This is a genomic window from Streptomyces geranii, assembly GCF_002954775.1.
GTDB lineage: Bacteria > Actinomycetota > Actinomycetes > Streptomycetales > Streptomycetaceae > Streptomyces > Streptomyces geranii.
This window is the reverse complement of record NZ_PJME01000100.1, coordinates 1-13,454: the sequence shown is the minus strand read 5'-3', so window position 1 is coordinate 13,454 and position 13,454 is coordinate 1. Positions and strand designations below refer to the sequence as shown.

The following is a 13,454-nucleotide window of genomic DNA, read 5'->3' as shown; positions in this document are numbered from 1 at the left end:
CGGGCCTGCGCCCCTGAAAAGCAAGGGGCGCAGCCCTTGCTTTTCAGGGGCGCGGGGAACTGCGCGACCAGCCCCCACCGGCCCGCAGCCGAACGACTCGGGACGGACGGGTCTCGCGCTTTCAGGGGCGCGGGGAACGGCGCGAGCACCCCCCACCGACCCCCCACCCGCCCGACTACCCTGCATACATGCCCCCTGCCGCCGCCCCCGCCTACCGCCGTCTGAACGTCGAGGAGCGGCGCAGCCAGCTCCTCGAAGCCGCCCTCACCCTCTTCGCCCACCGCGCCCCGGAAGAGGTCTCCCTCGACGACGTGGCCGAGGCGGCAGGCGTCTCCCGCCCCCTCGTGTACCGCTACTTCCCCGGCGGCAAGCAGCAGCTGTACGAGGCCGCGCTCCGTTCCGCAGCGGAGGAACTCGAACTCTGCTTCGACGAACCCCCCGAGGGCCCCCTCCCCGACCGCCTCTCCCGCGCCCTCGACCGCTACCTCACCTTCGTCGACGAGCACGACGCCGGCTTCAGCGCCCTCCTCCAGGGCGGCAGCGTCGTCGAGACGTCCCGTACGACGGCCATAGTGGACCGGGTCCGCCGTACCGCCGCCGAGCACATCCTCAGCCACCTGGGGGTCACCGACCCGAGCCCCCGCCTGCGGATGACCGTACGGATGTGGATCACGGCCGTCGAGGCGGCCTCCCTCATCTGGCTGGACGAGGACAAGGACCCGCCGGTCGACGAGCTGCGGGACTGGCTGGTGGAACAGTTCACGGCGGTCCTGACGGTGACGGCAGGCCGCGACCCCCAGACCGCGGCGGTCGTACGCGACGCACTGGGCCCCGGCATCTCCGAAACCCCTGATACCTCTGATACCTCCGATACTTCTGATACCGGAAACTGATCCCGTGAAGAGCCAAGACACCGCCTTCGAGGGCGGCCCCCTGGACGGCCGTGTCCTGCCCATCCTGCTCGGGCCGACCGGCCACCCCCCGAAGACGTACAAGGTCCCGGTACCGGACGCGGCCGGCGGCCCCCCGACCGTGCTGGTCTACCGGCGCGTGCCGAAGGGGAACCCGGGCAAGCTGGGCCTGCACCCGGGCTGGAAGTACGCGTACGACCCGGAGGGAAAGCCGACCGACGGCAGGCTGCGCTGGCCGTGGTCGAAGCCGGCCGCCGGACCGGTGCCAGGCGCCACGCCGCCGGGCAAGCCGGACGACACCGACGGGTGACGAGGTTGGGCCGAACCGCGCACGCTCGCCGCGCGGACCGCGCCCCCACGTCACAAGCTCGCGGTGCGGAGCGGAAGGGCTGCCCCGCACCGGAGGTGATGACGTGTCAGGAAGGCTCCTGCGTCTGGTCTGTACGGCGGCCATGACGGCCGGCACACTCCTCGCACCCGTCCCGGCACTGGCGACACCGGAACCGAACCCAACGACGACGGGCACCTCCGCAGAACCGGCCTCCGGCAACGAGCCCCTCTCCGAGCCGGCCCCCGCCGACGGCTACCGCACCGAACCCGCCTCCGGCAACGAGCCACCCTCCGGGCTCGCCCCGGCGACGGATTCCCCCGCCGAGTCCTACCCGGCGACCGGCTCCCCGACCGAGCCCGCCACCGACGCCGACCCAGCCCCCGACGAGCCCTCCGTAGCCACCCTCCTGACAGACCTTCAGCGCCTCTACCGCGAGACCGAGCAGGCCACCGACACCTACGACGCCACCGCCGAGCGGCTGAAGCGGCAGCAGGCCGAGGTGCATCGGCTCGACCGGCAGCTCGTGCGGGCCCGGCTCTCGCTGCACGAGCGGCGCGGTGCCCTCGGGCGGCTCGCCCGGCAGCAGTACCAGAGCAGTACCGACATCTCGCCGTACGTCCAGCTGCTGCTGGCCCGCGATCCGCAGCACGCCCTCGAACAGGGCCATGTGATCCGGCAGTTGGCGCTGGAGCGGGCCGAGACGGTGGGCCGGCTGGTCGGCAGCGAGCGGCGCTCCGGCGGTCTGGCCCGCGCCGCCCGAGCCGCGCTGGACGAGCAACTCACCCTCGCCGAACGGCAGAAGCGCGACCGGGACGCCGTACGGGCCCGGCTCAGGGAGGTCGAGGAGCTGCTCGCCGGTCTGAGCACCGAACAGCTCGGCGAACTGGCCGAGTTGGAGCGTGCCGGCGAAGTCAGCGGCGAGCAGAGGGAGTTCGTCACCTCCGGTGCCCTCAGCGCCGGGCGGCTGCCGTCCCAGGACGGTGAGCAGGCCCTGCGTCATGCCGTGGCGCAGCTCGGGAAGCCGTACGAGTGGGGTGCCGAGGGGCCGACGGCGTTCGACTGCTCGGGGCTGACCTCGCAGGCCTGGGAGAAGGCGGGGCGGCCCATCCCCCGGACCAGCCAGGAGCAGTGGGCCCGGCTGCCGCACATCCCGCTGGCCGAGCTGCGCCCCGGTGACCTGGTCGTCTACTTCCCCGGCGCGACGCACATCGCCCTCTACCTCGGCGACGGCAGGGTCGTACAGGCGCCGCGTCCGGGCGCAAGGATCAAGGTGTCGCCGCTCTCGGCCAACCCGGTGCTGGGCGCCGTACGCCCGGACCCGGACGGGGAACCCCTGCGGCGCTACACACCGCCGAAGCTCCCCGCCGACGCGACGGCGGGCCCGGACGAGGGCTACGACTCCGTCACCGGGCCCACCTCACCCAGTTCCTAGGCACCCGCTCCCGCGACCGAACCCAGGTAAGCCGCCGTCTTCTCCGGCTCGTAGAAGAAGTTCTCGAAGTCCGACGGGTCGTTGAAGCCGTTCGCGAAGCGGGCGGCGACCGGGGGCAACTGGCCTGCCGCGCCTATGAGGTTGAGGATGTGCTCCGGCGGCGGGCCCAGCATCGCGTTGGTCCACTTGGTGACGTGCTGGGCGGTGTCCCAGTAACGGTCGAAGGTGGCCCGCATCCAGGTCTCGTCGAACTCCTTCTCGCCCTGCTCCAGGATCGAGGCGAGGTACGAAGCCGCGCACTTCGAGGCGGAGTTGGAGCCCTGGCCGGTGATCGGGTCGTTCGCCACGACCACGTCGGCCACGCCGAGGACCAGGCCGCCGCCGGGGAGGCGGCCGACCGGGTTGCGGACGGTGGGGGCGTAGCGGCCGGCCAAGGTGCCGCCCGCGTCGGTGAGTTCGACCTTGGTGGCCCGCGCGTACTCCCAGGGCGTGAACCGCTCCATGAGTTCCAGGGTCAGGGAGAGGTGCTCGGCAGGGTCGCGGACGCCGTTGAAGACGTCGAGCGGGCCGCCGGGTATGCCCTCCCAGAACAGGATGTCGGCGCGGCCCGAGGTGGTGAACGTCGGCATCACGAACAGCTCGCCGACGCCCGGGACGAGGTTGCAGCGGACGCCGTCGTAGTCGGGGTGCTCGGGGCGCGGGCCGAGGCCGTGGACGTAGGCGACGGCCAGCGCGCGCTGCGGCTCGCGGTACGGGGAGCGCTCCGGGTCGCGGGCGAACATCGACACCAGTTCGCCCTTGCCCGCCGCGACCAGGACGAGGTCGTACGTGCGGGAGAAGTAGTCGAGGTCGCCCACCGCCGCGCCGTGGATGACGAGTTGGCCGCCGCGCTGGGCGAACGTCTCCATCCAGCCCGCCATCTTCACCCGCTGGTCGACGGACTGGGCGTAGCCGTCGAGCTTGCCGATCCAGTCGATCGCGCGCTGGGTCGGACCCGGGTCGTGCGAGCCGGGGACGGCGACCGAGACGCCGAGTCCTTCGATCTTCGGGGCCTGGGACTCCCAGAAGTTCAGCTGGAGATCGCGCTCGTGCTGGAGTGCGGTGTCGAACATGCACTGGGTCGACATGACCCGGCCGGACCGGATCTCGTCCGAGGTCCGGTTGGACATCAGGGTGACCTCGTAGCCGTGCGACTGGAGGCCGAGGGCTATCTGGAGTCCGGCCTGACCGGCTCCGACGACGAGTATCTTCCGCATACGGTCTGGTCTCTCCCCTTGTCTCGGTTACTCGGGACTGACGTCCAGCGCGTGGCCCACCAGGGCGAGCAGGGTCTCGATCACCGGGACACGGCGCCGCGCATCCATGATCATGACAGGTATGTGCGGCGGCACGGTGAGCGCCTCCCGTACGTCCTCCGGGTCGAACTCGGCACTGCCGTCGAAGTGGTTGACGGCCACGACGTACGGCAGCCCGCAGCTCTCGAAGTAGTCGAGCGCCGGGAAGCACTCCTTCAGCCGCCGGGTGTCGGCCAGCACGACCGCGCCGATCGCGCCGCGCACCAGGTCGTCCCACATGAACCAGAAGCGCTGCTGGCCCGGCGTACCGAAGAGGTAGAGGACGAGGTCGTCGTCGAGCGTGATGCGGCCGTAGTCCATGGCCACGGTCGTGGTGCGCTTCTCGGGGGTGGCGGTGAGGTCGTCGGTGCCCTCGCTCGCCTCGGTCATCAGCGCCTCCGTCTGGAGGGGCTCGATCTCCGAGATGGTGCCGACCATCGTGGTCTTGCCGACGCCGAAGCCGCCCGCGATCACGATCTTCGTGGCGATCGGAGCGCGCGTGCGGTCCTCCTGCCACGGCCGCAACTCCTCCGTCTCGGCGGGGAGTCGGCCCTCCGCCGGGAGGTGGAGAAGCGGGGAGACGCCACGGGCGACGTCAGAGACTACGGAGTCCACTCAGCACCCTTTCCAGCAGCGCGCGGTCCGGCTGCCCCGGCCCGTGACCGGTTCCGTACACACGGATCTTTCCCTGGTCCGCGAGATCGCTGAGCAGTACGCGGACGACGCCCAGCGGCATCTTCAGCAGTGCGGCGATCTCGGCCACCGTACGCATCCGGCGGCACAGTTCGACGATGGCCCGCAGCTCCGGCATGACCCGGGTGCTGAGCGAGCCGTTCTCCAACTCCCTGCGCTCCTCGGGCGCTTCGATCGCGGCGACGAACGTCTCGACGAGGAGGACGTGGCCGAAGCGGGTCCGGCCGCCGGTCAGTGAGTACGGGCGTACCCGGGCCGGTTTGCGGTCGCCGCCGCGGACGGGCAGTTTGGGGGTGCCCGGGGTGGTGCTCACTTGGTGACCTCCGCCGAGCGGCCCGGTACCGCGCGGACGGCCATCGGGCCGACCTCGGTGGGTTCGTTGTCCGGCGTCCCGCGTTCGAGCGACTCCCGCAGCTCGCTGCGGAGTTCGGGGGTGAGGACGTGTCCGGCGCGGCCCACGAAGAGCGCCATGTGGTAGGCCACCACGCTCATGTCGCAGTCCGGGGAGCCGTGCACCCCGAGCAGTGATCCGTCGCTGATCGACATCACGAAGAGGCTGCCGTCCTCCATCGCGACCATGGTCTGCTTGACGCCGCCGTAGTCCATCAGCTTGGCGGCGCCGATGGTGAGGCTGCCGATGCCGGAGACGATGGTGGCGAGGTCGGCGGCGGAGCCCTTGGGGCCGCTGGGCTGATCGGGCCGGCGCTCCGCGTTGCGGTCCGGGTCGGACGAGAGCAGGAGCAGACCGTCCGAGGAGACCACCGCGACCGACGTGAGTCCCGGCACCTCCTCGACGAGATTGGTCAGCAGCCAGTGCAGGTTGCGGGCTTCACTGCTCAGGCCGAAGGTACTGGGCGCGGTCAACTGCTTGCCTCCTCGACTGTTCCCCCCGTGGTTTCCTCGGCATGTACGGGCTGTGCCGTACGTGCCGGCTGTGCCGGTCGTTCCGTGGGCTCGGTCGCCACCGTCCGCTCCTGCTCCGCGATCTCCGCCTCCACGTCCCGGCGTCCGTCGCGGGCACCCCGGTGGAACCCGCCGAGTCTGCGGCGCAACGCGTCCGCGTCGACGGATCCGATCCGGGGCCGCGGCGGCGCGGCGGGCGTGGTGATCTTCGGGGTCCGCTTGGGCAGACCCTTGTCGGTGAGCGGTTCGTCCTCGACGCGGTCGTGTGCGTCGGGGCCGATGGCGTACGGGTCCTGGGCGGCGATACGGGTGTCGGGAGCCGTGGGGACGGCCGGCTCGGGGGTGTCCTCGGCCGGGAGTTCCGGCACGAGCAGTTCCATGGTGATCTCGGACGCGGGGAGGGGTTCGGGGCCACGATCCGGGTCCGTGCCCGCACCCGCGTACGCGTCCACGTCCGACTCGGCGTCCGCCTCCGCGTTCCGTACGGCGCGCTCGGCGAGGGCGATCATCAGGTCCGGCGCGTCGGCAGCGACCGGGTCGGCCTCGGCGACCGGCGTCTCGGCCGGCTCCTCGCCCCGCTCCCCGTCAGGCGCCGGCGCCTCGGCCCGGCTCTCCGCCGGTTCCTCGGCCTCCGAACGGCCCTGCAGCACATTGGAGTTGACCTCGGCGTCGGCGCCCGGGAAGGACAGCGTGCCGCCTCCGAGCGTGGTCGCGGCCGAGGGCGTCACGGCGGCGGGGTCCGCGGCCAGCAGCGCCTTCGGCAGTACGACGACCGCCGCGACCCCGCCCTGCTGCTTCTGCTCCCTCAACTGCACGCGCACACCGTGCCGGTGGGCGAGCCGCGCCACGACGTACAGCCCTAGCCCGATGCCGTCACCGGCCTCGCCGTCGGCGCCCTCCTCGTCACCGGGCTCGTACGGAGCGTCCGGATCGAAGTCGGCGAGACGGGAGTTGAGGCGGACCAGGCGCTCGGCGGTCATGCCGATGCCCTCGTCCTGGACGGAGAGCATGATGTCGCCGCTCTCCAGCAGCCAGCCGGAGATCTCCACCGGCAGCTCCGGCGGGGTGAACGAGGTGGCGTTCTCCAGGAGTTCGGCCAGCAGATGGCTGACGTCGTCGGCGGCGAACCCGGCGAGGTGCGCGTGCGGCGGCAGCGCGGAGATCCGTACCCGCTCGTACCGCTCGATCTCGCTGACGGCGGCCCGGACCACGTCGACCAGCGGTACGGGACCCGCGTGCTGGTGGCCGTGTTCGGCGCCGGCGAGGACCAGGAGGTTCTCGCTGTGCCGGCGCATGACGGTGGCGAAGTGGTCGAGCTTGAAGAGGGTGGCGAGCCGGTCCGGGTCCTGCTCGCGCTCCTCCAGGCCCTCGATGACGGCGAGTTGCCGCTCGACCAGGCCCAGGGTGCGCAGTGCGAGGTTCACGAAGGTGCCGTGGATGTTGTCCCGGGTGCGGGTCAACCGGCCCGCCGCGTCTGCGAGTTCGGTGCGCAGGTCCTCGCGGGCGTCGGCCATCTTCTGGCGCTGGCCGACCAGGTGCTTGCGGTCGGACTCCAGGGTGGCGATGCGCTCGTGGACGGCGAGGGCGCGGGCGTGCAGGGCGTTGACCGAGCGGACGACCTGGGCGAACTCGTCGTTGCGGCCGGTGAACCTGACCGGTTCCTCGGCGAGCGGGTCGGCCGCCTCGGCGAGTCGGGCGGTGCCCCGGCGCAGTACGGAGAGCGGCCTGGTGAGGGTGCGGGCCATGGCGGTGGCGATGCCGGTGGCGATCAGGAGGAGGGCGCCGAGGGCGGCGATCCGGATCTCCAGCTCGGTGACGTCGTCGTCGCGGAGCTTGACGAGGGCCTTGGTGCGGCGCTCGAAGAGGGAGGCCTCGACGCCGCGCATCAGCTCGACCCGGGCGGAGAGCGCCGCGTCCACGCTCCTGAGGCTGGTGGAGAGTTCGCGGGTGGACAGCGTCGGCTGGTCGGTGAGCGAGGCGAGGTACTTGTCGGCGGTGTCGACCTCGGGTCCGGTGACCGTGGAGTCGTAGCTGCCGACGGCGGTCTCGGGGGCCGTCTCGCGGAAGTCGAGGATCGCCGCGTCGGAGCGCAGCCGGGCCTGCTGGGCGGCGGTGGTGAGCGCGTTCCGCGTCCTGGCGGCGGCCGGGGAGGTGACGGTCTCCTCGGAGGAGAGCCCGGTGATCGGGTCGTACACGTTCTCGGTGGACGTCGGCACGCTGAGCGCGGCGAGGAGGAGTCCCCGGGCGGCTGCGGCCTGCTGGACGGCGGAGTCCAGTTCGGCGAGGGCGTACGCGCCGGCGCCCGCGCGGGGCGGCTGCTCCTCGGCGAGCTGTTCGGCGAGGCGGTGCAGTCCGGCGATGGCGGCGGAGTAGGCCTCGTGCGCCTGGAGAGCGGTGCTCTTGCCGGTGATCGTCGCCTGGCGGAGCGTGGCGATCTCGTCCAGGTCCTCGCGCAGCGCGGCCGAGGTGTCGGGGTCGGCGCGCAGATCGCCGACCTGGCGGTCGACCCGGGCGGCGCGCTGCTCGGAGGGCGCCTTCGCCTTGACCCGTCCGGCGGCGATGTAGACGGTGACCTCGTCGCGTTCGTCGGCGAGCGAGTGGGCGAGGGTCAGCGCGTCCTGGGTCTGCGTCGCGAGCGTCACCAGGTCCTGGGAGTCGTGGAGCTGGGCGGAGCCCGCGATCAGGGAGGGGGCGCCGGCCCCGGCGATCGCGGCGGCCACGACGGCGACGGCCACGATGAGCCGGTTGCGGACGTGGCCGGGGCGTCCCCGGCCCGCGGGATCGGACGGGGCGTCACCGGTAGCGCTCCCCGCGGGAGCTGTCTGCCTGCCTGTGCGCCGAGGCCGCGTCTTCTGCACCGGTGCTCGCATTCCTGACTCGTGTGCCCATGGACCCGGGTGACGATGCGTCCGGACCCGGATGACGATCCGTCAACTGGATGGCCGCCCGGATGGTTCTGGCCTGCCGCTCACCCGGTAGGTTCCGGTTCTCCGGCACGGTCCGGCTCCCGACCCTCCCACGCCGGTGGGCGGGGAGCGCGTGTCACCAGACCCGCCACTCGAAGGAGTGAACATCAAGGAGTCAACATCGGCGGGGAGTTGGCGGCAAGTTCCTCTGGCCTGTGCTCCCACTGTGCCCGGTGGACCGGTTGGACGTGGGCGGCGGGCTTTGACATTATCCGCCACTACGTCTTCACGGAGTGGATCATTACCGCCCAAACCAGGCGTCTGACCAGCCGCTACCCACTGTTTCGGCAGCTGTTGCCAGCCTTTTGAGGACGTTGTGAAGGCCTCGTGCAGACTGGCCGGATGCGTACTGAACTCGCCACGGAGCCCGGCGATCCGGCCCGCCCCAATGAGGACTTCGCAGCGATCGGGCTTCCCGCCTCCGGACAGGGCGGTTCGCTCGTCGTCCTGGACGGGGTGACGCCACCGAGCACCGGGACGGGCTGTCTGCATTCCGTCCCCTGGTACACGGCCCGGCTGGGCGGCGCGCTGACCGAACTGTCGGTTTCGCAGCGGGATATGACCCTCCAGGAGGTGCTGGCGGCGGCCATCACTCGTACCGCCGAGGCCCACCGGCAAACCTGTGACCTTTCTCACCCCCGTACGCCCCAGGCGACGGTGGTCCTGGCCCGCTGGTCACCGGCCACCGTGGAGCACCTGGTCCTGTCCGACTCAGCCCTGCTGTCCGAGTCCCCGAACGGCACGGTCACCGTCCACCTGGACGACCGCCTCTCCCGGGTCCCCCGGGCCTCCCTGGCCACGAACGAGATCGCCGACGCGACGGTCCGCAACAAGGAGGGCGGCTTCTTCACGGCGGCGGCCGATCCGTCGGTGGCGTCCCGCGCGGTGACGGGCACCCTCCCACGCGCCGAGGTCCGCGCCCTGGCGGCCCTGACGGACGGCGCGACCCGCTGGGTGGAGCGATTCACCGAGGGCGACTGGACGGCCTGCCTCACCGCCGTACGCAAGCAGGGCCCGGGGGCCCTGATCGAGCGCGTACGGGAACTGGAGCGGGCGGACGCGGCGGCGGGCAGCCCCCGCCTGGGCCGCAGCAAGACGCACGACGACGCGACGGTGGTGTACGTGGAGCTGTAGGGCCGGGTGGACAGTGGCCTGCGGGACCCTACTTCTCCATACCGAGGTTCAGCTGATGCAGCAGCCGGGCCAGTTCGGCCACCTCGGTGCGGTCCCAGGCGCCCAGCTCGCGTACGTACCGCGCCCGCCGCGCCTCTCGTACGCTGCGGAAGCGGGCGCCGCCCTCGTCGGTGAGGTGGACGAGCCAGGCGCGGCCGTCCGCCGGGTCGGGCTCGCGGGCGACGAGGCCCAGCTCCTCCAGGGCGCGCAACTGACGGGACATGGTGGCCTTGCCGACGCCGATGTAGGCGGCGAGTTCGGTGGCCCGCTGACGCCCGCACTCGTCGAGCCGCACCAGCAGCCCGTACGCCGAGGACTCCAGGTCGGGATGGACCTCGCGGGCCATCTCCCCTGAGTTGGCCCGGGCACGGCGCAGAAACACGGTCAGCTCACGCTCCAGCGCGAGGAACTCCCGCTCGACCCCGGGCCCGGTACCGGGTCCGGAACCAGGCCCGGGTCCAGGTCCGGGCGTCGTGGACCCGACTCGCTGTCCGCCGAGGTTCCCCTCGCCGTTCACGTCCTCGCGCACGTCAGCACTCCTGATCCGGGTTCCGCCGCCCGGAGGGTCTCCGCCGGCCGGGCAAGGCCACGTCACCGCAGCTCGGACAGTATTTCGCAGGCCGACACGGCGGCCGTCCCCCGGGCCCCTGTCCGGCGTACGGGAAAGCCGGTGTCCGGCATACGGAAAGGCTCGGTGTCCGGCGTACGGGAAGGCCGGGCGTCCGGCGTACGGGAAAGCCCGGGCCCCGCTTTCCGGGACCCGGGCCTCCGCCGACCGGCAGCGTCCGTCACGCCGCTGCCGGAACCCTCACCTCCGCCGGGTTCTCCGCCGGGGTGAGCGCCAGTTCGAGGACCTGGCGGACGTCCGTGACGGCGTGGACGTCGAGCTTCTCCAGGACCTCGGCCGGGACGTCGTCCAGGTCGGCCTCGTTGCGCTTCGGGATGATCACCGTGGTGACACCGGCCCGGTGGGCGGCGAGCAGCTTCTGCTTCACCCCGCCGATCGGCAGCACCCGCCCGGTCAGCGAGACCTCGCCGGTCATGGCGACGTCCGTGCGGACGAGCCGTCCGCTGAGCAGCGAGGCGAGGGCGGTCGTCATGGTGACGCCCGCGCTCGGACCGTCCTTGGGCACCGCGCCCGCCGGGAAGTGGATGTGCACGCCCCGGTCCTTCAGGTCGCCGACCGGCAGCTCCAGTTCGGCGCCGTGCGAGCGCAGGAAGGAGAGCGCGATCTGCGCGGACTCCTTCATCACGTCGCCGAGCTGCCCGGTGAGGGTCAGTCCGGCGGCGCCGGTCTCCGGATCGGCGAGCGAGGCCTCGACGTAGAGGACGTCGCCGCCGGCCCCGGTGACCGCGAGCCCGGTCGCCACGCCCGGAACGGCGGTGCGCCGCTCGGCCGGGTCGGTGGCCGACTCGGGCACGTGATGGGGCCGCCCGATGAGCGACCGCAGATCACCCTCACCGACGGTGAACGGCAGCTTCCGCTCCCCGAGTTCGTGCTGTGCGGCAACCTTGCGGAGCAGCCGCGCGATGGACCGCTCCAGGTTCCGGACCCCGGCCTCCCGGGTGTACTCCCCCGCGAGCTTGCGCAACGCGCTCTCGTCCAGGGCGACTTCGGCCTCCTCCAGACCGGCCCGCTCCAACTGCCGGGGCAGCAGGTGGTCCCGGGCGATGACGACCTTCTCGTCCTCGGTGTACCCGTCGAGCCGCACCAGCTCCATCCGGTCGAGCAGAGCCTCGGGAATGGCTTCGAGGACATTCGCGGTGGCGAGGAACACGACATCGCTCAGGTCGAGTTCGACTTCGAGGTAGTGGTCGCGGAAGGTGTGGTTCTGGGCCGGGTCGAGGACTTCGAGCAGCGCGGCGGCCGGGTCGCCCCGGAAGTCGGAGCCGACCTTGTCGATCTCGTCGAGGAGGACGACGGGGTTCATGGACCCGGCCTCCTTGATGGCCCGCACGACCCGCCCGGGCAGCGCCCCGACGTACGTACGCCGGTGCCCGCGGATCTCGGCTTCGTCCCTGACCCCACCGAGCGCGACCCGCACGAACTTCCGCCCCATCGCATGGGCGACGGACTCACCGAGGCTGGTCTTGCCGACCCCGGGCGGCCCGACGAGCGCGAGCACGGCGCCACCACGACGCCCGCCGACCACCCCGAGCCCGCGCTCGGCACGCCGCTTGCGCACGGCGAGGTACTCGGTGATGCGCTCCTTCACGTCGTCCAGACCCGCGTGCTCGGCGTCGAGCACGGCACGGGCGCCCTGGATGTCGTAGGAGTCCTCGGTCCGCTCGTTCCAGGGCAGTTCGAGGACGGTGTCCAGCCACGTCCGGATCCAGCCGCCCTCGGGCGATTGGTCGGAGGACCGCTCCAGCTTGTCGACCTCCTTGAGAGCGGCCTCGCGCACGTTCTCGGGCAGATCGGCGGCCTCGACACGGGCCCGGTAGTCGTCGGACTCCTCGCCCTCCTGCTCGCCGTTGATGTCCCGCAGTTCCTTGCGGACGGCTTCCAGCTGCTTGCGCAGCAGGAACTCCCGCTGCTGCTTGTCGACGCCCTCCTGGACGTCCTTCGCGATGGTCTCGGCGACGTCCTGCTCGGCGAGGTGGTCGCGCAGCTGCTGGGTGGCGAGCTTCAGCCGGGCCACCGGGTCGGCGGTCTCCAGCAGCTCGACCTTCTGCTCGGTGCTGAGGAAGGGCGAGTATCCGGAGTTGTCGGCGAGCGCGGAGACGTCGTCGATGGCCTGGACCCGGTCGACGACCTGCCAGGCGGCGCGCTTGCGCAGCCAGGCGGTGGCGAGTGCCTTGTACTCCTTGACGAGTTCGTTGACATGACCGGGCAGCGGATCCGGGACGGTCTCGTCGACCCGGGTCCCCTCGACCCAGAGCGCGGCCCCCGGCCCGGTGGTCCCGGCACCGATCCGCACGCGCCCCCGGGCCCGGATGAGGGCACCAGGATCCCCGTCGGCCAGCCGACCGACCTGCTCGACGGTGCCGACGACACCGGTACTCGGGTAGGCCCCATCAATACGCGGCACCAGGAGCACCCTGGGCTTGCCGGGCTCGGTACGCGCGGCGGCCTGAGCGGCCTCCACCGCGGCCCGCACCTCGGCGTCGTTCAGATCGAGCGGAACCACCATTCCGGGCAGCACGACCTCGTCGTCGAGCGGCAGCACGGGCAGTGTGAGCGGTGTGGACGTCGAAGCCATGATCTCCCCTTAGGCATTCAAGTTGAGCTATGCCGACTCAATGCGTGGGGCTGCCTGATTGTTCCCGGGCGCGTGTTCGCCGTGAGCGATCACCTCTCCGCCGCTTCTGGTCGAGCACGGGGGATGCCTGGTCACCGGGGTGCCCTGGACACGGTGAGGGGTGGTGGCGGTGGGGTTCGGTACGCGGCCGGGCGCGCGCCCATTCACCCTCGCCCCCGCCGCCCCTACCCGTTCCCATCCTTCTGGGGGCTGCGCCCCCAGACCCCCGCTGTCGCGCTGAACGCGCTCGTCCTCAAACGCCGGACGGGCTGGATGGTGCGGGTCTTGGCTGGACGGGTGCCGGCCTTGGCTGGACGGGTGCCGGCCTGGGCTGCAAATGGTGCCGCCGGCCGGCGCTTGGTTATTCAGCCCGTCCGGCGTTTGAGGACGAGGCCGTCAAGGCCGATCAACCCCCCCCCCCCCCCCCCCCCCACCCCCCCCCCCCCCCCCGCCCCCCCCCACCCCCCCC

11 protein-coding genes are annotated in these 13,454 nt (G+C 72.0%); 4 read left to right on the top strand and 7 right to left on the bottom strand.

The genetic code is table 11. The annotated features are described in order from the left end of the window. Nucleotides 1–188: 188 nt before the first annotated feature. The 3 genes from CW359_RS44760 to CW359_RS44750 all read left to right on the top strand — a co-directional run bounded on the left by CW359_RS44760 (nucleotide 189) and on the right by CW359_RS44750 (nucleotide 2,674). Nucleotides 189–893 carry a TetR/AcrR family transcriptional regulator gene (locus CW359_RS44760; protein WP_105976015.1) on the top strand — a complete coding sequence of 235 codons (705 nt, stop codon included), beginning with the start codon at nucleotides 189–191 and terminating at the stop codon, nucleotides 891–893. Between the two features lie 4 nt (nucleotides 894–897). Next, nucleotides 898–1,221: a hypothetical protein gene (locus tag CW359_RS44755; RefSeq protein ID WP_105976014.1), complete on the top strand. Its 324-nt coding sequence runs from the start codon at nucleotides 898–900 to the stop codon at nucleotides 1,219–1,221. A 103-nt stretch (nucleotides 1,222–1,324) separates the two neighbouring features. Then, a complete protein-coding gene (locus tag CW359_RS44750; RefSeq protein ID WP_232838885.1) occupies nucleotides 1,325–2,674 on the top strand; it encodes a C40 family peptidase in 1,350 nt (449 codons plus the stop codon). Here CW359_RS44750 and CW359_RS44745 read toward each other — a convergent pair. Genes CW359_RS44745 through CW359_RS44725 form a run of 5 tightly spaced genes read right to left on the bottom strand, consistent with a single transcriptional unit; the run spans nucleotide 2,671 to nucleotide 8,474 of the window. Beyond that, entirely contained in the window at nucleotides 2,671–3,930 is a 1,260-nt protein-coding gene (locus CW359_RS44745; protein ID WP_105976013.1) for a styrene monooxygenase/indole monooxygenase family protein, read from the bottom strand. The two genes, CW359_RS44750 and CW359_RS44745, sit on opposite strands and share 4 nt — an antisense overlap. A 27-nt stretch (nucleotides 3,931–3,957) precedes the next feature. Then, the gene (locus tag CW359_RS44740; protein WP_105976012.1) at nucleotides 3,958–4,623 is read right to left on the bottom strand and encodes a GTP-binding protein; all 666 of its coding nucleotides are present in this window, start codon (nucleotides 4,621–4,623) and stop codon (nucleotides 3,958–3,960) included. Next, a complete protein-coding gene (locus tag CW359_RS44735; protein ID WP_105976017.1) occupies nucleotides 4,604–5,014 on the bottom strand; it encodes a DUF742 domain-containing protein in 411 nt (136 codons plus the stop codon). The genes CW359_RS44740 and CW359_RS44735 overlap by 20 nt, the downstream gene beginning before the upstream one ends. Continuing rightward, entirely contained in the window at nucleotides 5,011–5,565 is a 555-nt protein-coding gene (locus tag CW359_RS44730) for a roadblock/LC7 domain-containing protein (protein WP_105976011.1), read from the bottom strand. Before CW359_RS44730 ends, CW359_RS44735 begins: the two co-directional genes overlap by 4 nt. Next, nucleotides 5,562–8,474: a nitrate- and nitrite sensing domain-containing protein gene (locus CW359_RS44725; protein ID WP_408647597.1), complete on the bottom strand. Its 2,913-nt coding sequence runs from the start codon at nucleotides 8,472–8,474 to the stop codon at nucleotides 5,562–5,564. The genes CW359_RS44730 and CW359_RS44725 overlap by 4 nt, the downstream gene beginning before the upstream one ends. A gap of 438 nt (nucleotides 8,475–8,912) precedes the next feature. On the opposite strand from CW359_RS44725, the gene CW359_RS44720 reads away from it, so the two are divergent. Next, nucleotides 8,913–9,704: a protein phosphatase 2C domain-containing protein gene (locus CW359_RS44720; protein ID WP_105976009.1), complete on the top strand. Its 792-nt coding sequence runs from the start codon at nucleotides 8,913–8,915 to the stop codon at nucleotides 9,702–9,704. 28 nt (nucleotides 9,705–9,732) lie between these two features. On the opposite strand, the gene CW359_RS44715 is transcribed toward CW359_RS44720, so the two are convergent. Then, nucleotides 9,733–10,272 carry a MarR family winged helix-turn-helix transcriptional regulator gene (locus tag CW359_RS44715; protein ID WP_105976008.1) on the bottom strand — a complete coding sequence of 180 codons (540 nt, stop codon included), beginning with the start codon at nucleotides 10,270–10,272 and terminating at the stop codon, nucleotides 9,733–9,735. 259 nt (nucleotides 10,273–10,531) lie between these two features. Beyond that, on the bottom strand, nucleotides 10,532–12,946 hold the full coding sequence (lon, locus tag CW359_RS44710) for an endopeptidase La (RefSeq protein WP_105976007.1): 2,415 nt from the start codon (nucleotides 12,944–12,946) through the stop codon (nucleotides 10,532–10,534). Nucleotides 12,947–13,454: the final 508 nt, after the last annotated feature.